General features: G+C 57.0%; 26 protein-coding genes and 1 riboswitch. Of the genes, 19 read left to right on the top strand and 7 right to left on the bottom strand.

Going from position 1 to position 25,089, the window contains the following annotated elements:
• Window positions 1-24: 24 nt before the first annotated feature.
• The 10 genes from miaB (at window position 25) to cmk (ending at window position 10,510) form a co-directional block, all read left to right on the top strand.
• Window positions 25-1,344, top strand: a complete 1,320-nt coding sequence (miaB, locus tag ACR0L9_RS13725) for a tRNA (N6-isopentenyl adenosine(37)-C2)-methylthiotransferase MiaB (RefSeq protein WP_480895873.1) — start codon at window positions 25-27, stop codon at window positions 1,342-1,344.
• 165 nt (window positions 1,345-1,509) lie between these two features.
• The gene (locus ACR0L9_RS13720; protein WP_170564561.1) at window positions 1,510-2,274 is read left to right on the top strand and encodes an outer membrane beta-barrel protein; all 765 of its coding nucleotides are present in this window, start codon (window positions 1,510-1,512) and stop codon (window positions 2,272-2,274) included.
• A 146-nt stretch (window positions 2,275-2,420) separates the two neighbouring features.
• Window positions 2,421-3,443: a PhoH family protein gene (locus ACR0L9_RS13715; protein WP_170404555.1), complete on the top strand. Its 1,023-nt coding sequence runs from the start codon at window positions 2,421-2,423 to the stop codon at window positions 3,441-3,443.
• A gap of 41 nt (window positions 3,444-3,484) precedes the next feature.
• The gene (ybeY, locus tag ACR0L9_RS13710) at window positions 3,485-3,979 is read left to right on the top strand and encodes an rRNA maturation RNase YbeY (protein WP_170404552.1); all 495 of its coding nucleotides are present in this window, start codon (window positions 3,485-3,487) and stop codon (window positions 3,977-3,979) included.
• A 36-nt stretch (window positions 3,980-4,015) separates the two neighbouring features.
• The gene (locus ACR0L9_RS13705) at window positions 4,016-4,900 is read left to right on the top strand and encodes a hemolysin family protein (RefSeq protein WP_170397541.1); all 885 of its coding nucleotides are present in this window, start codon (window positions 4,016-4,018) and stop codon (window positions 4,898-4,900) included.
• Window positions 4,897-6,429 (top strand): apolipoprotein N-acyltransferase, encoded by a 1,533-nt coding sequence (gene lnt, locus ACR0L9_RS13700; RefSeq protein ID WP_480895871.1) that lies wholly within the window; start codon window positions 4,897-4,899, stop codon window positions 6,427-6,429. Before ACR0L9_RS13705 ends, lnt begins: the two co-directional genes overlap by 4 nt.
• 15 nt (window positions 6,430-6,444) lie before the next feature.
• Window positions 6,445-6,493, top strand: a riboswitch (SAM-SAH riboswitch).
• Between the two features lie 5 nt (window positions 6,494-6,498).
• Window positions 6,499-7,680, top strand: a complete 1,182-nt coding sequence (gene metK, locus ACR0L9_RS13695) for a methionine adenosyltransferase (protein ID WP_170511314.1) — start codon at window positions 6,499-6,501, stop codon at window positions 7,678-7,680.
• A gap of 92 nt (window positions 7,681-7,772) precedes the next feature.
• The gene (gene trmB / locus ACR0L9_RS13690; protein ID WP_170511316.1) at window positions 7,773-8,483 is read left to right on the top strand and encodes a tRNA (guanosine(46)-N7)-methyltransferase TrmB; all 711 of its coding nucleotides are present in this window, start codon (window positions 7,773-7,775) and stop codon (window positions 8,481-8,483) included.
• Window positions 8,484-8,552: 69 nt separating this feature from the next.
• Window positions 8,553-9,899: a 3-phosphoshikimate 1-carboxyvinyltransferase gene (gene aroA, locus ACR0L9_RS13685; RefSeq protein WP_480895870.1), complete on the top strand. Its 1,347-nt coding sequence runs from the start codon at window positions 8,553-8,555 to the stop codon at window positions 9,897-9,899.
• Entirely contained in the window at window positions 9,896-10,510 is a 615-nt protein-coding gene (cmk, locus tag ACR0L9_RS13680) for a (d)CMP kinase (RefSeq protein WP_480895869.1), read from the top strand. Before aroA ends, cmk begins: the two co-directional genes overlap by 4 nt.
• Window positions 10,511-10,536: 26 nt before the next feature.
• Here the strand turns inward: cmk and ACR0L9_RS13675 are convergent, their stop codons facing one another.
• Entirely contained in the window at window positions 10,537-11,013 is a 477-nt protein-coding gene (locus ACR0L9_RS13675) for a YHS domain-containing (seleno)protein (RefSeq protein ID WP_170424393.1), read from the bottom strand.
• Between the two features lie 219 nt (window positions 11,014-11,232).
• Between ACR0L9_RS13675 and ACR0L9_RS13670 the strand changes: the two genes are divergently transcribed.
• The 9 genes from ACR0L9_RS13670 to ACR0L9_RS13630 all read left to right on the top strand — a co-directional run bounded on the left by ACR0L9_RS13670 (window position 11,233) and on the right by ACR0L9_RS13630 (window position 19,615).
• Complete coding sequence (locus ACR0L9_RS13670) at window positions 11,233-11,769, top strand: hypothetical protein (RefSeq protein ID WP_170404529.1); 537 nt, start codon at window positions 11,233-11,235, stop codon at window positions 11,767-11,769.
• Between the two features lie 200 nt (window positions 11,770-11,969).
• Window positions 11,970-13,655 carry a tryptophan halogenase family protein gene (locus ACR0L9_RS13665; RefSeq protein WP_480895868.1) on the top strand — a complete coding sequence of 562 codons (1,686 nt, stop codon included), beginning with the start codon at window positions 11,970-11,972 and terminating at the stop codon, window positions 13,653-13,655.
• 336 nt (window positions 13,656-13,991) lie between these two features.
• On the top strand, window positions 13,992-15,668 hold the full coding sequence (gene rpsA, locus ACR0L9_RS13660; protein ID WP_039532111.1) for a 30S ribosomal protein S1: 1,677 nt from the start codon (window positions 13,992-13,994) through the stop codon (window positions 15,666-15,668).
• A gap of 270 nt (window positions 15,669-15,938) precedes the next feature.
• Window positions 15,939-16,223, top strand: a complete 285-nt coding sequence (ihfB, locus tag ACR0L9_RS13655; protein WP_050603110.1) for an integration host factor subunit beta — start codon at window positions 15,939-15,941, stop codon at window positions 16,221-16,223.
• Between the two features lie 7 nt (window positions 16,224-16,230).
• Window positions 16,231-16,581, top strand: a complete 351-nt coding sequence (locus tag ACR0L9_RS13650; RefSeq protein ID WP_170397774.1) for a LapA family protein — start codon at window positions 16,231-16,233, stop codon at window positions 16,579-16,581.
• A gap of 9 nt (window positions 16,582-16,590) precedes the next feature.
• Window positions 16,591-17,235 carry a phosphoribosylanthranilate isomerase gene (locus ACR0L9_RS13645; RefSeq protein ID WP_480895867.1) on the top strand — a complete coding sequence of 215 codons (645 nt, stop codon included), beginning with the start codon at window positions 16,591-16,593 and terminating at the stop codon, window positions 17,233-17,235.
• A 45-nt stretch (window positions 17,236-17,280) separates the two neighbouring features.
• Window positions 17,281-17,616: a hypothetical protein gene (locus tag ACR0L9_RS13640; RefSeq protein ID WP_170397511.1), complete on the top strand. Its 336-nt coding sequence runs from the start codon at window positions 17,281-17,283 to the stop codon at window positions 17,614-17,616.
• A 67-nt stretch (window positions 17,617-17,683) separates the two neighbouring features.
• Window positions 17,684-18,931, top strand: coding sequence for a tryptophan synthase subunit beta (trpB, locus tag ACR0L9_RS13635; protein WP_480895866.1), 1,248 nt, complete (start codon window positions 17,684-17,686; stop codon window positions 18,929-18,931).
• Between the two features lie 51 nt (window positions 18,932-18,982).
• Window positions 18,983-19,615, top strand: coding sequence for a class I SAM-dependent methyltransferase (locus ACR0L9_RS13630; RefSeq protein ID WP_480895865.1), 633 nt, complete (start codon window positions 18,983-18,985; stop codon window positions 19,613-19,615).
• On the opposite strand, the gene ACR0L9_RS13625 is transcribed toward ACR0L9_RS13630, so the two are convergent.
• The 6 genes from ACR0L9_RS13625 to trpA form a co-directional block, all read right to left on the bottom strand.
• Window positions 19,612-19,992 (bottom strand): DUF2237 family protein, encoded by a 381-nt coding sequence (locus ACR0L9_RS13625; RefSeq protein ID WP_480895864.1) that lies wholly within the window; start codon window positions 19,990-19,992, stop codon window positions 19,612-19,614. The two genes, ACR0L9_RS13630 and ACR0L9_RS13625, sit on opposite strands and share 4 nt — an antisense overlap.
• 9 nt (window positions 19,993-20,001) lie before the next feature.
• The gene (locus tag ACR0L9_RS13620; protein WP_480895862.1) at window positions 20,002-21,165 is read right to left on the bottom strand and encodes a serine hydrolase domain-containing protein; all 1,164 of its coding nucleotides are present in this window, start codon (window positions 21,163-21,165) and stop codon (window positions 20,002-20,004) included.
• A gap of 73 nt (window positions 21,166-21,238) precedes the next feature.
• Window positions 21,239-21,922 carry an aminoacyl-tRNA hydrolase gene (pth, locus tag ACR0L9_RS13615; protein WP_480895861.1) on the bottom strand — a complete coding sequence of 228 codons (684 nt, stop codon included), beginning with the start codon at window positions 21,920-21,922 and terminating at the stop codon, window positions 21,239-21,241.
• Between the two features lie 130 nt (window positions 21,923-22,052).
• Window positions 22,053-22,706 carry a 50S ribosomal protein L25/general stress protein Ctc gene (locus ACR0L9_RS13610; RefSeq protein ID WP_170397494.1) on the bottom strand — a complete coding sequence of 218 codons (654 nt, stop codon included), beginning with the start codon at window positions 22,704-22,706 and terminating at the stop codon, window positions 22,053-22,055.
• 254 nt (window positions 22,707-22,960) lie between these two features.
• On the bottom strand, window positions 22,961-24,127 hold the full coding sequence (locus tag ACR0L9_RS13605; protein WP_170397492.1) for an alpha-hydroxy acid oxidase: 1,167 nt from the start codon (window positions 24,125-24,127) through the stop codon (window positions 22,961-22,963).
• 163 nt (window positions 24,128-24,290) lie between these two features.
• Window positions 24,291-25,082: a tryptophan synthase subunit alpha gene (gene trpA / locus ACR0L9_RS13600; protein ID WP_170511464.1), complete on the bottom strand. Its 792-nt coding sequence runs from the start codon at window positions 25,080-25,082 to the stop codon at window positions 24,291-24,293.
• Window positions 25,083-25,089 lie beyond the last annotated feature (7 nt).

Below are 25,089 nucleotides of genomic sequence, written 5' to 3'. Positions count from 1 at the left end.
CCCAGCGACTGCAAAGGCCAACCCATGTCTGAACCGAAAAAGCTGTTTATCAAGACCTATGGCTGTCAGATGAACGTCTATGACAGCGAACGCATGGCCGAAGCGCTGGGCGGACAGGGCTATGTCGAGACCAAATCGCCCGATGATGCGGATATGATCCTGCTCAATACCTGCCACATTCGAGAAAAGGCAGCTGAGAAAGTCTATTCCGAACTGGGCCGTTTCAAGGGCCTCAAGGCGGAAAAGCCGGACCTTAAAATCGGTGTCGCAGGTTGCGTCGCTCAGGCCGAAGGCGAGGAAATCATCCGCCGCCAGCCGCTTGTCGATCTGGTGGTGGGGCCGCAAAGCTATCATCGCCTGCCCGAGATGGAGGCGAAGACGCGCGCGGGTGAAAAGGCGCTGGATACCGAGTTCCCCGAAGAAGACAAATTCGAAAAGCTCAAGAACCGCCCCAAGGCCAAGCGCGGACCGACGGCATTTCTGACCGTGCAGGAGGGGTGTGACAAGTTCTGTGCCTTCTGCGTTGTGCCCTATACACGCGGGGCCGAGGTCAGCCGCCCGGCAGATCGCATCCTGCGTGAGGCCCGCGATCTGGTTGAACGCGGTGTGCGTGAGATCACGCTGCTGGGGCAGAACGTAAATGCCTATCACGGGGCTGGACCGGACGGAGACATGACCCTTGCCGGTCTGATCTGGGAATTGAACAAGGTCGACGGGCTAGAGCGCATACGCTTTACCACCTCGCACCCGAACGACATGGATGATGCGCTGATCGAAGCGCATGGCACCTGTGAGAAGTTGATGCCATATCTGCATTTGCCGGTGCAGTCGGGGTCGGACAAAATTCTGAAGCGGATGAACCGCAGCCATACTGCTGAAAGCTATCTGCGATTGATCGAGCGTATCCGAGAAGCGCGCCCCGATATTCTGATGTCCGGCGATTTCATCGTGGGCTTCCCGGAAGAAACGGAAGAGGATTTTCAGGCTACTCTGGATTTGGTCGAAGAGGTCAAATACGGCTACGCCTATTCCTTCAAATACTCGACGCGACCCGGCACACCTGCAGCAGAACGGCCACAGGTCGAGGCCGAAGTGGCGGATGAACGCCTGCAGCGCTTGCAAGGGTTGATCACGCGCCACCAGCGCCAGATTCAGGACTCGATGGTCGGAAAGACAGTTAATGTCCTGTTTGAAAAGCCTGGGCGGCAACCGGGCCAGATGGTTGGAAAATCCGAGTATCTGCATGCGGTTCACGTCGCGGACGCTGATATCGCGAGCGGCGACTTACGTAAGGTAAGGATAAAGTCGTCTGGCGCGAACTCGCTGGGTGGTGAGTTGGTCTGATCCCTTGTGGCTTGCCCGCAAAGGGTTTTCGCCTTGAAATTTAACCCTTGATTTATGGCTTGGAACTATGTTCCGAGGAAGGCTAGATTTTTCTGGGCCGAATTTTGGGTGTCGACAAACGCACCGACCCCGCCTGACGGCCCGCCTTTGCGGAGGGTACGAGTAGTGAGCTGGATACGTTTTCCGAGTGTAAACCTTTCCCGTGTTTTGTCGGCGACTGTCGTGTTGCTATCTTGCGCTGCCCCGACTTTGGCCGGCGATGTCGTCGGGGAAGTCACTGAGCCCGACGTAATCTCGTCTCAGCGTTTCGCGCGCGACGTCAATGCGTTCTATCTGGGGGTCAGCGCCGGACATGCCTCGGGCGGTTCGGACGAGTTTGGCCTGCGCGTGAACGACGGAGACACGTTTGCTGCGGGCGACCTTAAGCCAAGCGGAAATTTCGCAGGTTTTCGCGGTGGCTGGCGCGGTATTCTGCCAGCCAGAGGTGGGCGCGACTATGTGTATGGCCTGGAAGTCGGTTATGACTTTGGCACGCTCGATGACAGCACGTCCTCCCGGTCCGGTGGGGCAGAGGTCAGTGGCAGGTCCGCGATATCGGATGTATTGTCCATCCGCCTGCGGAACGGGCTGACGAACCGCAGCGGCAGTGTCCTCTATTTCGTGACTGTGGGTTATGTCCGCGGCGATATCACCACGTCAGGTTCACTAACTGATGCAAGCGGGACAAGCCGATTTGAGAGCGAGGACCGCCGACAAGGTTTCTCGGCCAGCTTGGGCGCTGAACACAAACTGAACGAAAATTGGTCGATCACCGGCGAGATCGAGTATCTGCAGTTCGAATCAAAAACGGTCGAACTGGGTCCGTCATTCTCGACCAAATCGACGCCAAGCTATCGCGGACTACGGATCGGGTTGAACTATACATTCTGATACCCGTGCGATTGGCGTTCATAGATGGCTGTTTCAGCGTTCATCGGCGCATTTGTCATGCGGTGTGCAAATTTTGAAACTGCCGCTTGCGTCTACCTCTACAGTTTGTCTACGCTCAAGATGAAACGCCAAGACAGGAGAACGGATTGGCCATCGGTGCCCTGACCCCACCGCAAGATGACATGCCCCAGCGTGAGGCGCTTGTTGAATTCCCCGACAACAGATTATTGATCGATTTATGCGGTGAATATGACCGCAACCTGACCGATATCGAACAGAAGCTCTCGGTGCAGATTGTGCGACGCGGCAATCAGCTTGTCGTGCTGGGTGACGAGGATTCGCAAAAGCAGGCGATTGAGGTTCTACAGGCCCTCTATACACGGCTCGAAGGTGGGCGTGATGTGGAAGCCGCAGATGTCGACCGCGAGTTGCGCATGGGCAATTCCGAGGTCGGAACTGGCACGCGCGATGGTGACCAGCTTGAGATGTTCAAGGGTGGCACGGTCGAGATCAAGACACGCAAAAAACTGGTCGAGCCGCGCACCGACGCCCAGAAGGCCTATGTGCAGTCGCTGTTCAACAACGAACTGGCCTTTGGCATTGGTCCCGCTGGCACCGGCAAAACCTATCTGGCCGTTGCGGTCGGGGTGTCCATGTTCATTGGCGGGCACGTTGACCGCATCATTCTCAGCCGTCCGGCGGTCGAGGCCGGTGAAAAGCTCGGTTACCTGCCCGGTGACATGAAGGATAAGGTCGATCCCTACATGCAGCCGCTTTATGACGCGCTGAATGATTTCCTGCCCGGAAAACAACTTGCCAAGCTGATCGAAGAAAAGCGGATCGAGATTGCTCCGCTTGCCTTCATGCGCGGTCGTACGCTGGCAAATGCATTTGTGGTGCTGGACGAGGCGCAGAATGCCACAACGATGCAGATGAAGATGTTCCTGACTCGGCTTGGTGAAGGTAGCCGGATGGTTATCACCGGCGACCGGTCTCAGGTTGATCTGCCGCGCGGTGTGCAGTCGGGTCTCAAGGATGCCGAACGGTTGCTGAAAACGATCCCGAATATCAGCTTCAACTATTTCACCTCGAAAGATGTCGTCCGCCATCCGCTTGTCGCCGCCATTATCGAGGCGTATGAGGCCGATGCGGGGCGCGAAACCGGTTAACTTTCAAGGCGCCGATTGAAGCTGGGCTCGGAGCCAAAGGTATGAATCTGGAAATCACGCTTGAGGATGATCGCTGGCGCGGGCTGGAGCCTTTGGCCACGCGCGCAATTGCTGCTGTTCTGGAGTATTGCGATCTTGAGGCGGATCAATGCGAAATCAGCTTGCTGGGCTGCGATGATGCACGGATCGCTGAATTGAATGCTGAATTTCGTGAAAAATCCACGCCGACCAACGTCCTCAGCTGGCCTGCCGAAGAGCTGGCCCCGGATCGGGCGGGAGACACTCCGCCGGCTCCGCAACCTGACTTTACTGGCGAAATCGTGCTGGGCGACATTGCGATCTCTTATGACACCTGCGCGCGCGAAGCAGCTGAAGCCGGCAAAAGCACCGACGATCACGTGACGCATCTGATCGTTCACGGTACACTACATTTGCTGGGGTATGATCACATTCGTGACCTCGACGCCACTTTGATGGAAAGGGTCGAGGTCGAGATACTTGGCAAACTGGGTATAGATGACCCATATAATGTATGACATGGGCACCTTTGCCCGATCATTTGGAACAGGATAATGGGCGAAACAGACGGCAGTTCTAGGGCGGCGCATGGCGCGCATTCTCAGAACAGCAGCAATGACAGCGACGAAAGAGGCGGGCTTTTTTCTCGACTCATCGACGTATTTTCTTCTCAGGGCGAAGAGACCAGCCAGCTAAACGGGGCAGAGGTCGTCAGCGCTCAGCCAAGGGGCATGATCAACCTGCGCAGAATGCGGGTCGAAGATGTTGCGATCCCAACAGCCGAAATCGTATCGGTCCCCTCGACAACCCCGAAAGACGAACTTGTCCAGATTTTCCGCGACAGCGGCTTGTCACGCATTCCGGTTTACGATGGCACTTTGGATACGCCCTTGGGGTTTGTGCATCTCAGGGACTTTGCGCTGACTCATGGCTTTAACGGCAACTCCTCCGAGTTCGATCTGAGGTCGATGCTGCGGACATTGCTGTTCGTGCCACCATCGATGCCAATTGGCGTTTTGCTGACCAAGATGCAGACAGAGCGTCGCCATATGGCTCTGGTGATTGATGAATACGGTGGAGTCGATGGTTTGCTGACTATCGAAGATCTGATTGAACAGGTTGTCGGAGAAATCGCCGACGAACATGATGCCGACGAAGATCAGCTATGGATACAAGAGAAACCCGGCTGCTACGTGGTTCAGGCGCGTGTACCACTTGAAGAGTTCGAGGCCGAGATTGGCCGCTCTCTGACCAGCCACGAAGATGTAGACGAAGAAGAGATCGACACATTGGGCGGTTTGGTCTTCATGCTCTCGGGGCGGGTTCCGGCGCGTGGTGAGGTTGTATGCCACCCCGAAGGGCCCGAGTTCGAGGTCATTGACGCAGACCCGCGCCGCATAAAACGGTTGCGTGTCATGCTGCCGGATATTGTTGCATGAACCCTGCCGAGGGGTGGCCCTTTTGGCTGCGATTGGTGCTGGCGGCGCTGTTGGGTGTCGCAGCGGCCAGTGGTCAGGCACCATTGGGATATTGGCCAATAAGCTTGCTGTCGCTGGTGCTGATAGCGCCGTTGTATCTGAGCACTGAGACAAATCGTCGAGCGGGTTTGCTGGGTTGGGTCTTCGCAACGGGCTATTTTGCGCACGCATTAAGCTGGATAATCGAGCCGTTTCTGGTTGATGTCCAACGCCATGCGTGGATGGCCCCTTTTGCTCTGATCTTCTTGTCGGGCGGGTTGGCCTTGTTCTGGGCGTTGGCCTTCGGAGTTTCGAAACGCATCGGTGGAGCGCCCGTCTTGCAGGGGGCTTTGCTGTCTGTCACGCTGACGCTGGTCGAGTTTGCGCGTGGCTACATTCTGACCGGATTTCCTTGGGCAGGCATCGCGCAGATTTGGGTGGATACGCCATTTGCCCAGACTCTGTCACTTGTCGGCCCTTATGGATTGGGAGCGCTGACACTGCTTGCCACAGTGCCATTGGGCGCAGCCTTGTTCAGCAATCGTACCCGAAGCGGCATCGTTGTACCGATCGCGTTGACCGCAGGCTGTGCGGTATTGGCTTTGATCTATGCAGCGAACCGACCTCCTGTCATGCCCTCTGGTCATATCGTGCGGCTGATTCAACCCAATGCACCCCAGGACCAGAAATGGGATCCTGCCTATGCGTCAGTGTTTTTCGCACGCCAACTTGAATTCACAGCGGCCGAGCCCCGCCCGGACCTGATCGTCTGGCCGGAAACCTCGGTCCCGGCATGGTTGGGCAGCGCGCAGCCCTATCTTTCAGCAATTGGCGAAGCTGCACAGGGCACCCCGGTAGTCCTGGGCATTCAGCGTGCCGATGGGCAGCAGATCTATAACTCGATGATCTATCTAAATGCGGAGGGTCAGCAAGACGGGCTATACGATAAACATCACCTGGTGCCCTTTGGGGAATACGTGCCATTTGGTGAAGTGATGGCACGGTTCGGTATCTACGGGATGGCCGCAACCACAGGGAATGGCTTTAGCGCGGGGCCAGGTGCCGCATTGATGGATGTAGGCGTGCTTGGCAAGGCGCTGCCGCTGATCTGCTACGAGGCGGTATTCACGCAGGATATTTTATCCGCGCCGGATCGTGCGGATTTTCTTTTGCAGATTACAAACGACGCTTGGTTCGGAACGCGTTCCGGCCCGTATCAGCACCTCGCCCAGGCGCAGATGCGTGCAATCGAACAAGGCCTGCCGATGTTGCGCTCGGCCAATACCGGAGTTTCGGCAATGATTGACCCAGCGGGGCAGATCACCGAGGCGCTGGTGCTTGGGCAGGCGGGGTTTATCGACGCCGAATTGCCGCGCCCACAAACTCCGACCGTTTATTCCCGAATTGGTGATAGTCCGGTATTAGTAGCTCTATTGGTGCTATTCGCGCTGCTATGGCGACACACCCGGCGCGTAAACGACCAAATTCCGATTGACCCTGTCAAACGCTAATCGTATTCGGTCGCACGCCTGTCACAACGGCTTCCTGACGTGGTGGGGTAAACTTAATGGAGCACATTCATGTCCCGACAGAATTATACTTTTACTTCGGAATCCGTTTCCGAAGGACACCCGGATAAGGTCTGCGATCGTATTTCCGATGCAGTACTAGACGCATTCCTGCGCGAAGAACCCGAGGCCCGCGTTGCCTGCGAAACTTTTGCCACCACGGATCGCGTGGTAATCGGCGGTGAAGTGGGTCTGTCGGATCAGGACAAGTTGCATGATTATATGGCGCATATCGACGATATCGCGCGGGCATGTATCAAAGATATCGGCTACGAGCAGGACAAGTTTCACCACGAAACCGTCGAAGTGACGAACCTGTTGCACGAGCAGTCGGCCCATATCGCGCAAGGCGTGGATGCTGCCGATAACAAAGACGAAGGTGCAGGCGATCAGGGCATCATGTTCGGCTATGCCACGACCGAGACGCCAGCGCTTATGCCTGCGCCGATCCAATACTCGCATGCTATCCTTCGCCGTCTCGCTGAAGTTCGCAAAAATGGCAGTGAACCCGCCCTTGGCCCGGATGCAAAATCACAGTTGTCTGTTATCTATCGCGACGGCACGCCAGTCGGTGTCAGCTCAATCGTGCTATCGACGCAGCACATGGATGAGGCGCTGACCTCTGGTGATATTCGCGCCATTGTCGAGCCCTACATCCGTGAAACCCTCCCCGACGGCTGGCTGACCGCCGAAACCGAATGGCACGTGAATCCCACCGGCAAGTTCGTCATCGGCGGTCCGGATGGTGATGCGGGTCTGACCGGTCGCAAGATAATCGTCGACACCTATGGCGGTGCAGCACCTCACGGTGGTGGCGCATTCTCGGGCAAAGATCCAACCAAGGTGGACCGCTCGGCGGCTTATGCGGCGCGTTATCTGGCCAAGAATGTCGTTGCTGCAGGGATGGCAGAGCGCTGCACCATTCAGTTGAGCTATGCGATTGGGGTGTCAAAGCCCCTATCGATCTATGCCGACACGCATGGAACTGGCCAGATTGCCGATGCAGTGATCGAAAAAGCAGTTGGGCAGGTGATGGACCTGACACCGCGCGGAATTCGCCAACATCTGCAACTCAACAAGCCGATTTATCAGAGGACCGCTGCTTATGGCCACTTTGGTCGTGAACCCGATGCGGACGGCGGATTTAGCTGGGAGCGCACCGATCTGGTGGACGCGTTGAAACAGGCGGTCTGATCAACAATTAGAAAAACGCGCCGGTTTCGGCGCGTTTTTTGCAAGTCGGCGACCACTTGCAACAATTTCAGCCCCGCAGTAAGGGCTGCGCCATGAGTACAAAGACCCCACAACGCCCGCGCAGAAATTTTTATGGCCGCTTTAAGGGCAAAACCCTGAAGCCCAGTCAAAAGACTTATCTGTCGGAAGACCTTGCTGCCTTGTCCCCCGGTGCGGTGGATTGGGACGGTAATCCTGAACGCGATCCGCTTGATCTCGACGGTCTATTCAGAGGCAAGCCTGTCTGGCTTGAGGTCGGCTTTGGCGGCGGTGAGCATTTGGTGCATCAGGCTCAGCAAAACCCGGATATCGGCATCATCGGAGCCGAACCCTATATCAATGGTGTCGCGATGCTGTTGGGTAAAATCCGTCAGGCCGGTGTTGAAAACCTTGCCGTACATCCCGGGGACGCGCGAGACTTGTTCGACGTTTTGCCTGAAGCCAGCATATCGCGCGCTTTTCTGCTCTATCCCGATCCATGGCCCAAAACACGGCATCACCGCCGTCGGTTTGTCACACCTGAACATCTGGAGCCTTTGGCGCGCGCGTTAAAGCCGGGCGCAATTTTTCGCGTTGCAACAGACATCCCTGACTATGTGCGCCAAACGCTGGAAGAGGTGCCGCGGGCGGGCTTCGAATGGCTGGCCGAGCGCCCCGCCGACTGGCGTGAGCCGTGGGATGACTGGATTTCCACGCGCTACGAACAGAAGGCGCTGCGCGAAGGCCGTACACCCCATTACCTGACCTTCCGCCGCAAAGACTGATTGTCGCTGGACCAACCGGCCCCAATTCGCTAATCGGCCTGAGGACTGATAGCGAAAACAGGAGCCCCCATGTCTGGACACGGCACGCCCATCCCGATGACTTCGCAGCCTTGCGGCCCGCTGACAGGCACCGCAGAGGTGCCCGGGGACAAGTCGATCTCGCACCGGTCCCTGATCCTGGGGGCAATGGCTGTGGGAGAAACCAAGATATCGGGCCTGCTGGAAGGCGAGGACGTATTGGACACCGCTAAGGCCATGCGTGCCTTTGGGGCCGAAGTAACGGATCATGGCGGTGGCGAATGGTCGGTGCATGGCGTAGGCGTTGGTGGTTTTTCCGAACCAGATCAGGTAATCGATTGTGGCAATTCGGGCACTGGCGTGCGCCTGATCATGGGGGCGATGGCGACTTCTCCGATCACAGCGACCTTCACCGGAGATGCGAGCCTGAACAAACGTCCGATGGCGCGGGTCACCGATCCGCTGGCGCTGTTCGGCACGCAATCTGTTGGTCGAGACGGTGGGCGACTACCGATGACCATTGTCGGGGCTGCGGACCCCACCCCGGTGCGCTATGAGGTGCCTGTGCCGTCGGCGCAGGTGAAATCCGCCGTTCTGCTGGCAGGGCTGAACGCTCCCGGCAAGACCATCGTGATCGAGAAGGAAGCGACCCGCGATCATTCCGAACGGATGCTTGCGGGCTTTGGTGCCGAAATCACGGTCGAGGACACGGATGAAGGGCGCGTCATTACGCTGACCGGTCGGCCCGAGCTGAAGCCACAAGTCATCGCCGTGCCGCGCGACCCGTCCAGTGCGGCCTTCCCGGTCTGTGCCGCACTGATCACACCGGGCTCGGACGTGTTGGTCCCCGGTATCGGCCTGAACCCGACCCGCGCAGGCCTGTTCACCACGCTGCGCGAAATGGGTGCCGATCTGACCTACGAAAACGAGCGCGAAGAAGGGGGTGAGCCGGTTGCCGATCTGCGTGCAAAATACTCGCCCAACATGAAGGGGATCAATGTCCCGCCCGCGCGCGCGGCGTCGATGATCGATGAATACCCGGTGCTGTCTGTTGTGGCCGCAAATGCGACCGGCACAACAATGATGGGCGGCGTGAAAGAGCTGCGCGTCAAGGAAAGTGACCGGATCGACGCAATGGCCCGTGGCCTGCGCGCCAACGGTGTGACCGTGAACGAGGGTGACGAATGGTGGTCAGTCGACGGTCTCGGCATCGGCGGTGTGCCCGGTGGTGGGACCTGCGAAAGCTTCTTGGACCACCGCATTGCCATGTCGTTCATGGTCATGGGGATGGGAGCTAAAAAGGCGGTTTCGGTGGATGACGGCGGACCGATCGCAACGTCGTTCCCGATTTTTGAGCCTTTGATGGCCGCGCTCGGTGCCAAGGTCGAGCGTACATGAGATTCACCGTAGCTATCGACGGCCCTGCGGCTGCGGGCAAGGGGACGATTTCCAAGGGCGTTGCCGCGCACTTCGGGTTTGCGCATCTGGATACCGGTCTTCTCTATCGCGCGGTGGGGCGTCGTATGCTGCAAGGTGACGAACCGGTTGCAGCGGCAGGGTCCCTGACAGCAGAAGAATTGCAGCAGGGTGATCTGCGTACGGCTGAGATCGCACAGGCGGCCTCGAAAGTTGCGGTCATTCCTGAAGTCCGAAGCGCACTCGTCGATTTTCAGCGGGGGTTTGCCCGTCGCGCCGGAGGCGCCGTGCTGGACGGGCGCGATATTGGAACCGTGATTTGCCCACACGCTGAGGTCAAACTGTTTGTCACCGCCAGCCCCGAAGTCCGGGCGGAACGGCGATATCTTGAGCTTTCGGCCAAAGGTTTGGACGTGTCACGCGAACAGGTGCTCGCGGATGTCAAAGAGCGTGACGAACGTGACGCGGATCGCAGCACCGCACCGATGAAACCTGCAGATGACGCCGTGCAGCTTGATACGTCAAACCTGAGCATTGAGGCCGCGCTGGCACGGGCGCTCGAAACAATTGAACAGAACCTGCCCGCAGCCTGAAGTGGATGCGGACAGGTGTCCGTTAACTACAATTCACCAACTGCGATGCTCTTGATGTTGGTCCACTGGTCATCTGCGGTTTTAGCGGTGCCGGTGACGTCTTTCAGGAAAGCAGCGCGGGTATCAGCATTCAGGAACAGATACAGCTTGCCGTCTGCGATCAGGTACTGATCCGGGTCGCCGTCGAACTTTTTGCCAACCGACACCCCGAACGAACAATAGCCACCGTGCTGGGGCAAGTAAGCCGCCGGATTGGCCTCGAACGCTTCAAGGTTTTCCGCGCTGGTGAAGTAATAGGATGCGCCGTCATAAGTCGCCGAATGATTGGCGAAGCCTTCGACCGGATTGCCATTGTTGACAAGCGCGACCAGATCGACGCCATGGGCTGCCAGGGGTGCACCAGCCGCCGACAGGCCTTTGGAGACGTTGATTTCGTCTGCGGCAAAAGCCGGAGCTGCCAGGGCCAGAGTTGCGGCTAATGCAGTAAGTGCGAGCGATTTCATAGTAGGGGTCCTTTCCCTTTTTGGTTCAAGGCTCGGGTCCGCCCCAAGCCGATGTAACTAAGTTAGAAAAGGTTATTCGGACGGGTAATCGCAGATAGGTCATGAGATTTTGCAGATCGTCCAAAGATCAGTGCGTTTTGCAAAAACTGTTCACATAGCTTTGTTTGGCCACCTCTCCGATGGCCGCCTAAGCTTGTTGGACAACCGTAGGAGTGGCCCATGATCAGACTAGCCCTGTTTTTGTTCTTTCTTGCAGGTAGCGTAGCTGCGCAGCAATCAGATACGCCGGTGCCCGAGGCCGAACCTCCGATGACTTACGAGCGTCTGGGAAAAATCATCTTTGCGCTAGATCCCGAGGCGCAACCGATCGGGCCGGGGTTTGAGTTGACGATATCTGATGTGACGGTGCTGGTTGTCACCGATACCAATGCTGATCGCATGCGGGCGATGGTCGCGATTGGCAGTGCTGCGGATTTGTCGCCAGCCGATTTGCAACGGATGATGCAGGCAAATTTCGACAGCACGCTGGATGCGCGCTATGCGATTGCAAATGGCACCTTATGGGCTGCGTTCATTCACCCGCTTTCGCTGTTGCAAAGGGATCAGTTGATCTCGGGGCTGGCCCAGACTGTGAATATCGCCAACACCTATGGCACATTGTACACCGGTGGTGCGGCGGAATTCGGAGGGGGCGACAGCCATGATCTGCAGCGTGAGCTGATCGAAGAACTTCTGAAGAAGGGTGAGGAAATCTGACACTTGTCCAAAGTTGGCGCATAGCCTGAATTCTGATGACGAATGTGCCTGCGACCATGGGTGTCATAGGCTCTAGCTGGATGCTTGAAAGCTGTTATAGTCTTCCCACAGCTAAATAAGGGAAAGCTGCTGTTAAATCCCCATCACTCAAAAAAAAGGGGAGGCAGCTACAAAATCCCAAGCCAACAGGGACAAAAAATATGAATAATCGTTTGCGTAAGATCACCATCGTGGGTGGTGGTACGGCGGGTTGGATGACTGCGCTCATCCTGGACATGGTGTTCTCCCGCACGTCAGCACCCAAGGATCGCCCACGCATTTGCTTGATCGAAAGCCCCAACATCTCGACTGTGGGTGTCGGTGAAGCGACGGTGCCGCGTATGCCGGTCACGCTCCGTCAGGCGGGCATATCAGAGCGGGATTTCTTCCGCGAAACCAACGCATCGTTCAAGTTGGGAGTTAAGTTCTGCAATTGGAACAACGACGCCAAGGGCAATCGGATCGACTACGTAAACCCGTTTGCCCATGGTCAATTGCTGGAGGGATTGGAGGCTGCCGAGTATTTTCTGCGTTTTGGTAACGGGGATCGGGATTTCACGCAGTCAATCTCACCGCATGATGATCTGGCCCGGTTGTGCAAGGGTGCGCGCCCGTTGGGTGCACCTGAGTTCGAACAGCGGTTTGGCTATGCCTATCATCTGGATGCCGTGAAATTTGCGGGCATGCTGACAAAGGTCTGCGCCAAGCGCGGCGTCGAGCATATTCAGGATGAGGTGCAATCGGTCGAACTGGACGAGCAGGGCAATGTCAGCCACCTGATGTTAGAGCGCAAGGGACGCCATTACATTGAGATGGTCATAGATTGCACCGGTTTCCGGGGGTTGATCATCAATCAAGCGTTGGGCGAGCCGTTCATGGACTATTCGGACTATCTGCCCAACGACCGCGCCATGGCCTTGCAGATCGAGCACCCTAACCCCGAAAAGATCGAAAGCGTTACACGCTCGACCGCGCTTGGTGCGGGTTGGACGTGGCGTGTGCCGCTCTACAATCGTGTAGGTACGGGATATGTGTATTCATCCGCGCATCGGACCGATGATCAGGCGGCGGACGAATATCTTGAGTGGTTGGGCGACAGCGGCAAGGGGCTGACACCGCGCGTGATCCCCATGCGTGTTGGTCGTGTGCGCAATGCCTGGGTTAAAAACTGCTTGGCGATTGGTTTGTCCGGTGGATTTATCGAACCGCTTGAAAGTACCGCGATCCACATGATCGATCACGCGATCCGCTGGTTTGCCGAGCATCTGCCGACCCGCGATATCGAGCCCGCGCTGCGCAACCGATATAACCGGCAGATGAACAAGCTTTATGACGAGGTATTGGATTTTATCTGCCTGCACTACCGATTGGGTAACCGCACCGATGATCAATATTGGATCGACGCCCGCACCGAGATGAAGATTCCGGATCGGTTGGCCGAGAACCTTGAGCTGTGGCAGCATCGTCTGCCGATGGAACACGATATCGAGTTTGCGACGCTGTTCAATTTCCGCGTCTATCAGACGGTTCTTCTGGGCAAACAGGTGTATGATACGGGGTATGGCGAAGGTATCCGTGATCGTCTGCGACCGCTGAAGAAACCGATTTGGTTCCAGTGGTGGAAGGGGGCAAAAATGGACCTTGCGCAGATCCTCAAGACCATGCCGGATCACAAAACCCTGCTGCGAGATATCCGGGGCGAGTTGGAGAAGCCTGCCTTTGGCAAGGCGGCAATGGGGCAGCCGACTGTCGCAATGCCGGGCGCGAAACCGGCACCCGTGGTGATCGAGAACATGCCAAACCTCGCTGAGATTCAAAGCGGCAAGAAGGATCTGCAACTGTTCTAGCGCCGCATGGTATCATTCGGCAGAACTGACAAAGAAGGCCGGGGATCGGATCGCTTTTGCTTTGATGCCCGGACCTGATGTTCGGATTTTGTGGGATTGGCCAGTGTTTAAGGGCTTTGCTCTTGCACATGACACGGAATCCGCCTATACGCGCGCTGTCTGAACAAGGGCGGTTAACGTCCGGATGACGTATCTGAGCAGGGCCGGGTTACCTCGGCCCTTTGTGTTTGTTAGCTCGGGCGCGTTCTGGATCACGCATTCAGGCATCATGAAACAAGACCGGCGGAGACAACCGCTCGGCCAGCAAAAACGTTATGTAAAGGAAAACAACGCCACATGGCTAACGCATCCATGGAGGAATTCGAAGCCCTCCTGAATGAAAGCTTCGAAATGGACACGCCCGAAGAGGGTTCTGTTGTCAAAGGCAAGGTTCTGGCGATCGAAGCCGGCCAAGCCATCATCGACGTAGGCTACAAAATGGAAGGCCGCGTTGATCTGAAAGAATTCGCAAATCCCGGCGAAGCCCCTGAAATCGCTGTAGGCGACGAGGTCGAAGTGTACCTGCGCGCCGCAGAAAACGCCCGTGGCGAAGCTGTCATCTCGCGCGAGATGGCCCGCCGTGAAGAGGCATGGGACCGTCTGGAAAAAGCATATGCCGACGACCAGCGCGTCGAAGGTGCAATCTTTGGTCGCGTCAAAGGTGGCTTCACCGTCGATCTGGGTGGCGCAGTTGCGTTCCTGCCCGGCTCGCAGGTTGACGTTCGCCCCGTGCGCGACGCTGGCCCGCTGATGGGTCTGAAGCAGCCGTTCCAGATTCTGAAAATGGACCGCCGCCGTGGCAACATCGTTGTTTCGCGTCGCGCTATCCTGGAAGAATCGCGTGCCGAACAGCGTGCCGAAGTCATCGGCAACCTGTCCGAAGGTCAGACCGTCGAGGGTGTTGTCAAAAACATCACCGAATACGGTGCATTTGTTGACCTGGGCGGCGTTGACGGCCTGCTGCACGTCACCGACATGGCATGGCGCCGTGTGAACCACCCGTCCGAGATCCTGACGATCGGCGAAACCATCAAGGTTCAGGTCATCAAGATCAACAAAGAGACCCACCGCATCAGCCTGGGCATGAAGCAGCTGCAGGAAGATCCGTGGGATCTGGTTGCTGCGAAATACCCGCTGGGCTCGGTCCATCAGGGTCGCGTCACCAACATCACCGACTACGGCGCGTTCGTCGAGCTGGAAGCCGGTGTCGAAGGTCTGGTGCACGTGTCCGAGATGTCCTGGACCAAGAAAAACGTCCACCCCGGCAAGATCGTTTCGACCAGCCAGGAAGTCGACGTCATGGTTCTGGAAATCGACGGCGCCAAGCGTCGCGTGTCTCTAGGCCTGAAGCAGACTCAGCGCAACCCATGGGAAGTGTTTGCAGAAACACACCCCGAGGGCACCGAGGTCGAAGGCGAAGTCAAGAACATCACCGAATTCGGTCTGTTCATTGGCCTCGAAGGCGACATCGACGGCATGGTTCACCTGTCCGACCTGTCCTGGGACGAGCGTGGCGAAGATGCGATCCAGAACTACCGCAAAGGCGACATGGTTTCGGCCGTCGTCTCGGAAGTTGACGTTGAGAAAGAGCGTATCTCGCTGTCGATCAAAGCCCTGGGCGGTGACAAGTTCGCCGAAGCCGTGGGCGGCGTGAAGCGTGGTTCGGTCATCACCGTCGAAGTGACCGCGATCGAAGATGGCGGCATTGAGGTCGAGTACGAAGGCATGAAGTCGTTCATCCGTCGTTCGGACCTGTCGCGTGACCGTGCTGAGCAGCGCCCCGAGCGTTTCTCGGTCGGTGACAAGGTCGACGTCCGCGTCACCAACGTCGACAGCAAGACCCGCCGTCTGGGCCTGTCGATCAAGGCACGCGAGATCGCCGAAGAGAAAGAGGCCGTGGAACAGTACGGTTCTTCCGACTCGGGCGCGTCGCTGGGCGATATCCTGGGTGCAGCACTGAAGTCGGGCGACTAAGTCCGGGGCTTATCCCAAACATGAAATTCGGCCTCGCACCATGGTGCGGGGCCGTTTTTGTTGCGAATCAATATCTTCCAAATAGTCGGCTTAATTTGCCTATCGTTCGCGCATGAAGTGTGGAAATCAGGCCAACAGGCAAAAATTCGCGTGAGATTGTCGCAAAATGCCGCCTTTGCTGGCAGAGTATCCGTTCCCCCGATCCGGGTTTTTTCCTATACTGTCAGAACAATAGGCTTGTCACATCGTCCGCCTGGGAGGGTATTGCGTATGATCCGTTCAGAATTGATTCAGAAAATTGCCGACGAAAACCCGCATCTCTATCAACGCGACGTCGAGCGGATCGTGAATACCGTTTTTGAAGAAGTGACCGACGCCATGGCACGCGGCGACCGCGTAGAGCTGCGCGGTTTCGGCGCGTTTTCGGTGAAAAAGCGTGACGCACGTGTAGGCCGCAATCCTCGCACTGGTGAGACTGTGCAGGTTGAAGAAAAATGTGTTCCATTTTTCAAAACTGGCAAGTTGCTAAGGGACCGTTTGAACGGTAAAGCCTAGCCTCATGATGCGCTACATTCGTTATGCTTTTCTGGCTGCATTGGGGATCGTTCTGGTCTCGGTTTCGCTGGCCAATCGCCAAATTGTTGAACTTAAGCTTATGCCGGATGCTTTGTCCGAGTTGCTGGGGTTCAACCTGTCAACCTCCTTGCCGCTGTTTCTGGTCGTGCTGGGTGGGGTTGTTGCCGGCCTGGTCATCGGCTTCCTGTGGGAATGGCTGCGCGAGCATAAACACCGCAAGGATGTGACCGTGAAGCAAGGCGAAGTGCGCAAGCTTGAGCGTGAAGTTAAGAAGCTCAAGAAAAAGCAGAATGAAGGTCAGGATGATGTGCTGGCCATTCTGGATGAGGCAAGCTGAGGCCCTACGATGCCCGCTGATATCCGAGTTAAAATCTGCGGCCTGACCGCCCCTGACCACGTGCGCGCTGCTGTGGATGCGGGTGCGGGATATGTTGGCTTTGTGTTTTTCCCCAAATCCCCGCGGCATGTTGAACCCCAGACAGCTGCGACATTGGCACAGCAGGTGCCTGCGGGCGTCGCCAAGGTGGCGCTGACAGTGAATGCGACGGACGAGGATTTGGATCACATTCTTTCGATCGTGCCTCTGGATATGTTGCAACTGCATGGCAAAGAAAGTCCTGAGCGTGTGCAGCAAGTGCGAGACCACTTCGGCCTGCCAGTAATGAAGGCCATTGGTGTGGCCGAGGCCGAAGACCTCGCGGCCATCGATCTCTATTCAGATGTGGCGGATCAGCTGTTGATCGACGCAAAGCCACCGCGAAACGCGGAGCTGCCTGGTGGTAACGGTTTGTCTTTTGATTGGCGCCTGCTGGCAGGTCGTAAATACTGGCGTAGGCCATGGATGCTGGCCGGAGGTCTGACCCCTGACAATGTCGCAGAAGCGGTGCGAATGACCGGCGCACAGCAGGTGGATGTCTCATCCGGCGTCGAAAGCTCTCCGGGTGTCAAGGATGCCGGGCTGATCCGCGCCTTTATCGACGCGGCAAGTTGATCTGATAAGCACGAAACTGCGTATCTCCTCAAAATGGGGGAGAGCATGCTGGCAGTGATCGGCGGAGTTTCACTTAAACGATGGTATCACGGGCCCGAGTTCTTCTGGCGCGCTCATCAATCCTTGCGGCAGGCACGCGGTGACGCGCTGTGCCTGCATGCCGAGGTATTTGTGCGTCAAGGCTGTTATTTTTCATACACAGTCTGGCATGATGTCGAAGCTATGCTGACATTCGCACATTCCGGCCCTCATCGCCGTGTAGTACGCGCGTCGACCCGTCTGGCCGATATCAATGTGTTCTGTCAATTTCCCTGCATTGCTGTTCCAAGTCGAGTTCAGGCACTTCAGGTGTGGGAACAGCGCGCTCAGGCGGCGGAATGATACGTTTTGCGATGGCAAATCACTCCGTCACCTCCTATGAACATCGGGTACGACGAGGGAGACTTCCATGGCCAACGATCTTTTTAATTCCTTCATGTCCGGCCCCGATGAACAAGGCCGCTTTGGCATCTTCGGCGGGCGCTTTGTCAGCGAAACGCTGATGCCGCTGATCCTGTCACTGGAAGAGGAATATGACAAAGCCAAGGATGACCCCACATTTTGGGCCGAGATGGACGATCTATGGGCAAACTACGTGGGCCGCCCTTCGCCACTCTACTACGCGGAACGCCTGACCGAACATCTGGGCGGCGCAAAGATATACTTGAAACGTGACGAACTGAACCACACCGGCGCACACAAGATCAACAATGTGCTGGGCCAGATCATTCTGGCGCGGCGCATGGGAAAGACCCGGATCATTGCCGAGACCGGGGCAGGGCAGCACGGCGTGGCCACCGCCACCGTCTGCGCCAAGTTCGGCCTGAAGTGCATTGTCTATATGGGTGCGCATGACGTGCAGCGTCAGGCCCCGAACGTGTTCCGCATGCGCCTGCTGGGGGCCGAGGTGATACCGGTGACAAGCGGCAGAGGCACCCTGAAAGACGCCATGAACGACGCGCTGCGCGATTGGGTGACCAATGTGCGTGACACGTTCTACTGCATCGGCACCGTGGCTGGCCCGCACCCCTATCCGGCGATGGTGCGTGATTTCCAGTCGATCATCGGCAAAGAAGCCAAGGAACAGATGCACAAGGCCGAAGGCCGTCTGCCCGACACGATCATCGCGGCCATTGGCGGCGGTTCGAACGCGATGGGCCTGTTCTACCCGTTCCTCGACGATAAATCGGTCAACATCATTGGCGTCGAAGCAGGCGGCAAGGGCGTGAATGAAAAGATGGAACACTGCGCCTCGCTGACCGGTGGCCGCCCCGGCGTGTTGCACGGCAACCGCACTTATCTGTTGCAGGACGACGACGGCCAGATCCTAGAAGGCTATTCCATCTCGGCGGGTCTCGACTATCCGGGCATCGGCCCCGAACATTCCTGGCTGCACGACATCGGTCGCGCCAACTATGTCTCGATCACGGACAAAGAGGCGCTTGAGGCGTTCCAGCTATGCTGTGCCACCGAAGGCATCATCCCTGCGCTGGAACCCTGCCACGCGCTGGCACATGTCATGAAGATCGCGCCGGAGCTGCCCGAAGATCATCTGATCTGCATGAATATGTGCGGACGGGGCGACAAGGATGTGCAGACCGTGGCGCGGTACCTGAACTTCGATATGTCAGATACCGAAGGTCGCGCTGCTGACTGATCAGGCCCAACAGGCTTTGCGCCTTTGAGGAACTGTGCCAGTTTGCATTGCATGTGCAGTGTTTCTTCAAAGGCCGGGCCCGACCGGCTTGACCAGAAATACGATCAGGCCGCTCCGGGCTGGGCAGACAAGATGCGTCTGCTGGGGTACTTCGATGCTTATCTGGGGTTCCTGTCCTCGGATCCGCAGACTGACTTGGGCCGCAATGCACTGGATATCGGATGCGGTACGGGCGCCTTTGCCGAAGCACGTGCCGTTATCCGGCCCGAAGGGCAGGTGACGCTGCTGGAACCTTCGACTCGCATGCTGTTATTGGCAGGGTCAGCGTTGAAAAGGCGCGGTGGTCACGCCGAAACTGTTCAATCGCGCTTGGAAGAGTTCCATCCGGAATCCCGTTTTGACTGCCTGCTGGCGGCGCATGTTCTGGAGCACTGCGCTGATCCGGTGGACGCTTTGCGCCGCATGCGCGATCTGGCTGAACCGGGTGCAACGCTTTGGCTGGTCGTCAGCAAGCCGCATTGGTGCAATGCGATTATCTGGTTCCAGTGGCGGCACCGAACCTATCGCCCGGATATGGTGGCGGAGATGCTCGCGCGTTCGGGCTGGGATCTGCAGGCCGAGCATGGCTTTCCAACCGGGCCGCCGTCGCGCACGTCTCGCGGATATCGGGCGATCGCCATCTAGTGCTCGTCTTCAGCGCGCTGCATTTTTAGAATATGGAGAGGTACGATATCCAATGCCCTCTGATGTGTGGCTTCAAGATGCACCTTGGGCGCGCATCCCTCGTCATGGGCCTGCAAAAAGCGCCCTGCACACAAACACCAGCGATCACCGGGTTTGAGCCCAGGAAAATCGAATTCGGGTCGGGGCGTGCTCAGGTCGTTTCCGACATATTTTGAATAGGCCAGAAATTCGGCCGTCATCACGGCGCAAACCGTATGGCTTCCTTGATCCTCGGGGCAGGTGTTGCAGGCACCATCGCGAAAGAAACCGGTTAACGGTTTGCGCGAGCAGGGGGCAAGCACACCGCCCAGAACATTGATGCTTTCTTGCTTCTGCATAGGGGTATCTTACAGGCTTTGCGCAATGTTTCGGAACATTTCGACATTCAGCTCGTTGACGCCGGGATCGCGGAACTTTCGGTCAGCGCCAGTTGTCACGATTAAAACCCCGCGTGGCTGGTCGAAATAGATATACTGGCCATAGATGCCGCGCGCCATGAATTCACCCTCATGCGCCCCAACAGGTATCCACCACTGATAGCCATAACCGATTTCGCCGGGGTCTGTCGGGGCGCTAGGCCAAGTAGATGTGTCGATCCAATCCGCGGGTACAATCTTCCGGCCATCGCGTTCGCCACCCTGCAATATCAACTGCCCAAACCGTGCAAAATCGCGCGTTGTGAAGTTGAGACCGCCCAAAACAAATGCAACGCCTGCGCCATCGGTGATGTAGTAGCCGTCCCGCTCCAACCCCAGCGGCTCGATCACTTTCTCGGTCAGCAACTCTGCAACGCTGCGTCCTGTTGCCCCCCGGATGACCATTCCGATCACATGAGTATCAATCGAAACATATTGCCACGTTTCACCCGGCGTGGTGAAACTATCCTGCAATGAGGCTGCGAAGTCATCCAACTCGCCCCCCAGCGCCACGACCCGGCCCATTCGATTGATGTCGGAGTTGTAGTCCAGATAATCCTCATCAAAAGTCACGCCGCTGGCCATGTTCAACACGTTGCGGATCGTGGCGGTTTCATAGGCGCTGCCCTTGAGTTCAGGCGCGTATTGCACAACCGGATCGTCCAGCGAGTTGATCGCGCCTTCGTCCAGTAAAATGCCGAACAAGGCAGACAGATAGCTTTTAGCAACTGACCATGAGATTCTGCGATCATCCGGCCCGGTGCCCAGATAATATTCTTCGAAGCGGATTTCTCCGTCCTGCATCACCAACAGGGATGTCACTGCACGATCTTCGATCCACCGGTCTGTTCCATCGGGAAGATCGAAGCCAGGCCCATACGGCAGCTCCCAGGTCGGACTATCACCGCGCGGCAGAGTGACCGTCAGAAAAGCCTCATCCATATGCGAAAAGTTGTGGACGATCTTCTCTTCTGAAAACAACGAGTTCACCGCCATCAGGCGTTGGATTTCCTCGCGTTTCCAAAAGCCGACAACGGCCGCTGCCAATGCCAAAGCCAACACGATCCGCAGCAGCCATCTGAGCGCTGTTTTCATTCGACACCTCCCTTTGCCCCTGACATTGGAAATGAACCTGACGCTTTTGTACAAGCGCGACGTTACGGAATGACTACTTGAATTTATCCAGCAGCTTTTGCATGGCCGAACGCTGATCGGGTGCAGAAACGGCCTCGGCAGCGGCTTTGGGGGGCGTTTCAGGTTTAACGGCCTGCTTCGATGATCTGGGTGGGGCAGTGCGCAGGGCAACGGCATTCATGAATTTCCCGCCTTCGTCTTCGGCAAGATAGGGGGCCCCGTCCGAGACGCCGCGCAGCACGTCATCCAACCAATCCGCATCCGCCTTTGCAAAGTCGCTTAGAACATAAGGCGAGACCATTTCCTTGCGGCCCGGATGACCGATGCCCAGCCGTACGCGATCATAGGCCGGGCTGATATGTTCGTGGATTGACCGCAACCCGTTGTGGCCGGCGTGGCCGCCACCTGCCTTAACGCGCACTTTTCCCGGGGCCAGGTCCAGCTCATCATGGAAGATAGTCACGTCAGTCGAGTCGAGCTTGTAGAAGCGCATGGCTTCCCCCACCGATTGGCCTGAGCGGTTCATGAAGGTTTGCGGCTTGACCAGCAGCACTTTCTGACCGCCTAAACGACCTTCGGCAATTTCCGCCTGGAACTTGGACTTCCATGGACCAAACCCGTGATCTTGGGCAATTCGCTCTAACGCCATGAAGCCGATATTGTGCCGGTTCCGAGCGTATTTTGATCCCGGATTTCCCAAACCGACAAACAGTTTCATCGCTTTGTCCCTTACAGTCTCGCGTCGTTATCTCATTGCATGGATCAGGGGATGTTTTCCAGCCCCGTACACGCAAAAGAAAACGGGGCCCCAGAAGGCGCCCCGTTTCAAATCTGGATTTGATCCGGATTTATTCTTCTTCCTGGCCGATGACTTCAACTTCATCTGCAGCCACTTCTTCCTCATCACCCTCTTCGTCGTCGCTGGTCGACAGACCGGTGGGTGCCGAGACGTTGGCGATCACGAAGTCACGATCGATGGTGGGCTTGGTGCCTTCGGGCAGCACAACCGAAGAGATGGTGACAACGTCGTTGATTTCCATGCCAGTAAGATCAACAGTGATCTTCTCAGGAATGTCACCGGCTGTGCAGAGCAGTTCAACCTCGGGGCGGACAACGGTCAGAACGCCACCTTTTTTGATACCGGGGGCTTCTTCTTCGTTGATGAATTCAACGGGGATGAACAGCGCGATCTTGGTGGTCCGACGCAGGCGCATCAGGTCCAGGTGGGTCGGCAGGTCTTTGACAACGTCACGCTGGACATCGCGGCAGATGACGCGCACGTCTTCGTGACCTTCGACTTTCAGGTTCCACAGGGTCGACTTGAACCGGCCTGCTTTCAGGCGCTTGAACAGTACGTTGAACGGGATCTGGATCGGCAGCGGCTCTTTGTCGCCACCAAAAACAATGCCCGGAACCATGCCATCGCGGCGTGCTTGACGAGCGGCGCCCTTGCCTGTCCCCGTCCGTTCCAGAGCTACGAGATCAGGAATCTCTCCAGCCATGATAATTCTCCAATGTTAGGGCGGGCATCCTCCAAGGCTGTATGCCCGCGTGAAGCCGCGTCCTTAGCTTGATTCAGTTGGTTTGGAAAGGGCTTTTTGTAGCCCGAGGAATTTTGCGAGGCTCTGCCTCGCGCTCCGAGGTATTTACGGCCAGATGAAGGACGGATCCTCTGCTTCATCTGTCTGCAAGTACCTTGAACGAGAGGCTCAATGGGCGGCCATGCGGCGTCTCCATCTACGTGGGAGGCGTAGGATCAAGCCTGCCAGCGACCGCCAAAGTCTTCGGGGACTAGAAGATTGTGGCGCCCAAGATCGGCTACGTTGCGTTCACCGCAAAGTGCCATCGTTGTATCGAGCTCTTTCTGGATCACTTCCAATGCTGTTGTCACGCCTTTCTGACCCATTGCACCCAGCCCATAGACAAAGGCGCGACCAATAAAGGTGCCCTTGGCCCCAAGCGCCAGAGCTTTCAGCACGTCTTGCCCTGAACGGATGCCGCTATCCAGATGCACTTCGACATCACTGCCGACGGCATCCATGATCTCGGGCAGAACCCGGATCGAACTGAGCGCACCATCCAGCTGCCGTCCACCATGGTTTGAGACAACAATTGCATCTGCGCCCAGCTTGGCAGCCATTTTGGCATCCTCGGCATCGAGTATGCCCTTGAGGATCACCTTGCCGCCCCATTGTTCCATCAGTTTCTCGACTTTGCCCCAGTCGAGGCTGGGATCGAATTGCTCGGCGGTCCATGTGCCCAGCGAGCGCGTATCTGTGATGCTATCGACATGACCGACGATATTCCCGAATTCTCGGCGCTTGGCACCTAGCATCTCGATGCCCCAGGCCCATTTCGTCATCAGGTTGGCGATGGTCTTGGGGGTCAGCTTTGGCGGCGCAGATAGGCCATTCTTCAGGTCCTTGTGTCGTTGGCCAAGGATTTGCAGATCAAGCGTAATGACAAGGGCCGAGCACTTCGCATCCTTCGCGCGCTGGATAAGTCGCCCGACATAGTCCTGATCTTTCATAGTGTAGAGCTGAAACCAGAAAGGGGCCGAAGTGTTTTCAGCAACATCTTCGATCGAATTGATCGACATGGTCGACAGTGTGAAGGGTACACCAAAGGCTTCGGCGGCTTTGGCCGCTTTGATCTCACCATCCGCGTGTTGCATTCCTGTCAGACCTACCGGAGCCAATGCAACGGGCATGGATACATCTTGCCCGATCATCTGCGATGCGGTCGAGCGCCCTGTCATGTCTACGGCGACCCGTTGGCGCAGGCGGATATCTTCGAAATCCGACGTATTCTCGCGGAAGGTTTGTTCGGTCCAGCTGCCGCTTTCTGCATAGTCAAAAAACATGCGCGGAACGCGACGCTCATAGATCCGTTTGAGGTCTTCGATATTGGTAATGACTGGCATTGATCAGGCTCTCGCAGGATTGGTTAAGTTTCTTTACCAATTATTTTGAAACACTGCAATGCCCGCTTGCTGCGGTTGGTTGCCGCGTGGTCAAAACAAAAAACACCGCAGTAGGCGGCGCGCCTGCTGCGGTGAAGAACCATCTGAAAATGGAAAGAAATTGTTAGGCGGAGTGCGCGCCATCTGACAGTGTTTTGACAAAATCCAGAACCTCGGTCACCGGTTTTCCGGAACCGATCTGGCTGACAATGGCAGATCCAACTACCGCGCCATCGGATACACTCGCGATGTTGCGAGACTTTTCTGGCGTATTGATGCCGAAACCGACGATCACGGGCAAATCAGTTGCAGCTTTGATCCGAGCGACCTCGGGCCCAACATCGGTTGCCTGCGCTTCGGCGGCACCGGTTATGCCGGTAATCGATACATAATACACAAAGCCGGATGTGTTTTGCAGTACGCGAGGCAGGCGTTGGTCATCGGTCGTCGGCGTCGCCAAGCGGATGAAGTTCAGCCCGGCAGCTTGCGCGGGCAGACAAAGCTCTTCGTCCTCTTCGGGGGGCAGGTCGACGACGATCAGCCCGTCGATCCCCGCTGATTTTGCATCTGCCAGGAATTTCTCGACACCTCGGCTGTAGATCGGATTGTAATATCCCATCAGCACGATCGGTGTGGTGTCATCGGATTCACGAAAGGCGCGGGCCAAATCCAGAGTGCGTTGCAATGTCATTCCACCATCCAACGCCCGTTGGCCAGCAGCCTGAATGGTCGGGCCATCGGCCATCGGATCGGTAAAGGGCAGGCCCAACTCGATGACGTCGACACCTGCGCCGGGCAAACCCTTCACGACCTCCAGCGATGTGTCGTAGTCGGGATCCCCGGCCATGACATAAGCTACAAATGCCTTTTTACCCTGTTCCTTCAGGGCGGCGAATTTGGCGTCGATACGGGTCATCGGAAAT

This window comes from Ruegeria sp. I3 (assembly GCF_056532525.1).
This window is presented reverse-complemented; position numbering and strand designations above follow the sequence as displayed.

Excerpts from the sequence above, each read along its gene's own strand:
- miaB (WP_480895873.1), top strand. The coding sequence starts at position 25 with ATGTCTGAACCGAAAAAGCTGTTTATCAAGACCTATGGCTGTCAGATG.
- ybeY (WP_170404552.1), top strand. The coding sequence starts at position 3,485 with ATGAATCTGGAAATCACGCTTGAGGATGATCGCTGGCGCGGGCTGGAG.
- ACR0L9_RS13705 (WP_170397541.1), top strand. The coding sequence starts at position 4,016 with ATGGGCGAAACAGACGGCAGTTCTAGGGCGGCGCATGGCGCGCATTCT.
- lnt (WP_480895871.1), top strand. The coding sequence starts at position 4,897 with ATGAACCCTGCCGAGGGGTGGCCCTTTTGGCTGCGATTGGTGCTGGCG.
- metK (WP_170511314.1), top strand. The coding sequence starts at position 6,499 with ATGTCCCGACAGAATTATACTTTTACTTCGGAATCCGTTTCCGAAGGA.
- trmB (WP_170511316.1), top strand. The coding sequence starts at position 7,773 with ATGAGTACAAAGACCCCACAACGCCCGCGCAGAAATTTTTATGGCCGC.
- aroA (WP_480895870.1), top strand. The coding sequence starts at position 8,553 with ATGTCTGGACACGGCACGCCCATCCCGATGACTTCGCAGCCTTGCGGC.
- cmk (WP_480895869.1), top strand. The coding sequence starts at position 9,896 with ATGAGATTCACCGTAGCTATCGACGGCCCTGCGGCTGCGGGCAAGGGG.
- ACR0L9_RS13675 (WP_170424393.1), bottom strand. The coding sequence starts at position 11,013 with ATGAAATCGCTCGCACTTACTGCATTAGCCGCAACTCTGGCCCTGGCA.
- ACR0L9_RS13670 (WP_170404529.1), top strand. The coding sequence starts at position 11,233 with ATGATCAGACTAGCCCTGTTTTTGTTCTTTCTTGCAGGTAGCGTAGCT.
- ACR0L9_RS13665 (WP_480895868.1), top strand. The coding sequence starts at position 11,970 with ATGAATAATCGTTTGCGTAAGATCACCATCGTGGGTGGTGGTACGGCG.
- rpsA (WP_039532111.1), top strand. The coding sequence starts at position 13,992 with ATGGCTAACGCATCCATGGAGGAATTCGAAGCCCTCCTGAATGAAAGC.
- ihfB (WP_050603110.1), top strand. The coding sequence starts at position 15,939 with ATGATCCGTTCAGAATTGATTCAGAAAATTGCCGACGAAAACCCGCAT.
- ACR0L9_RS13650 (WP_170397774.1), top strand. The coding sequence starts at position 16,231 with ATGCGCTACATTCGTTATGCTTTTCTGGCTGCATTGGGGATCGTTCTG.
- ACR0L9_RS13645 (WP_480895867.1), top strand. The coding sequence starts at position 16,591 with ATGCCCGCTGATATCCGAGTTAAAATCTGCGGCCTGACCGCCCCTGAC.
- ACR0L9_RS13640 (WP_170397511.1), top strand. The coding sequence starts at position 17,281 with ATGCTGGCAGTGATCGGCGGAGTTTCACTTAAACGATGGTATCACGGG.
- trpB (WP_480895866.1), top strand. The coding sequence starts at position 17,684 with ATGGCCAACGATCTTTTTAATTCCTTCATGTCCGGCCCCGATGAACAA.
- ACR0L9_RS13630 (WP_480895865.1), top strand. The coding sequence starts at position 18,983 with ATGTGCAGTGTTTCTTCAAAGGCCGGGCCCGACCGGCTTGACCAGAAA.
- ACR0L9_RS13625 (WP_480895864.1), bottom strand. The coding sequence starts at position 19,992 with ATGCAGAAGCAAGAAAGCATCAATGTTCTGGGCGGTGTGCTTGCCCCC.
- ACR0L9_RS13620 (WP_480895862.1), bottom strand. The coding sequence starts at position 21,165 with ATGAAAACAGCGCTCAGATGGCTGCTGCGGATCGTGTTGGCTTTGGCA.
- pth (WP_480895861.1), bottom strand. The coding sequence starts at position 21,922 with ATGAAACTGTTTGTCGGTTTGGGAAATCCGGGATCAAAATACGCTCGG.
- ACR0L9_RS13610 (WP_170397494.1), bottom strand. The coding sequence starts at position 22,706 with ATGGCTGGAGAGATTCCTGATCTCGTAGCTCTGGAACGGACGGGGACA.
- ACR0L9_RS13605 (WP_170397492.1), bottom strand. The coding sequence starts at position 24,127 with ATGCCAGTCATTACCAATATCGAAGACCTCAAACGGATCTATGAGCGT.
- trpA (WP_170511464.1), bottom strand. The coding sequence starts at position 25,082 with ATGACCCGTATCGACGCCAAATTCGCCGCCCTGAAGGAACAGGGTAAA.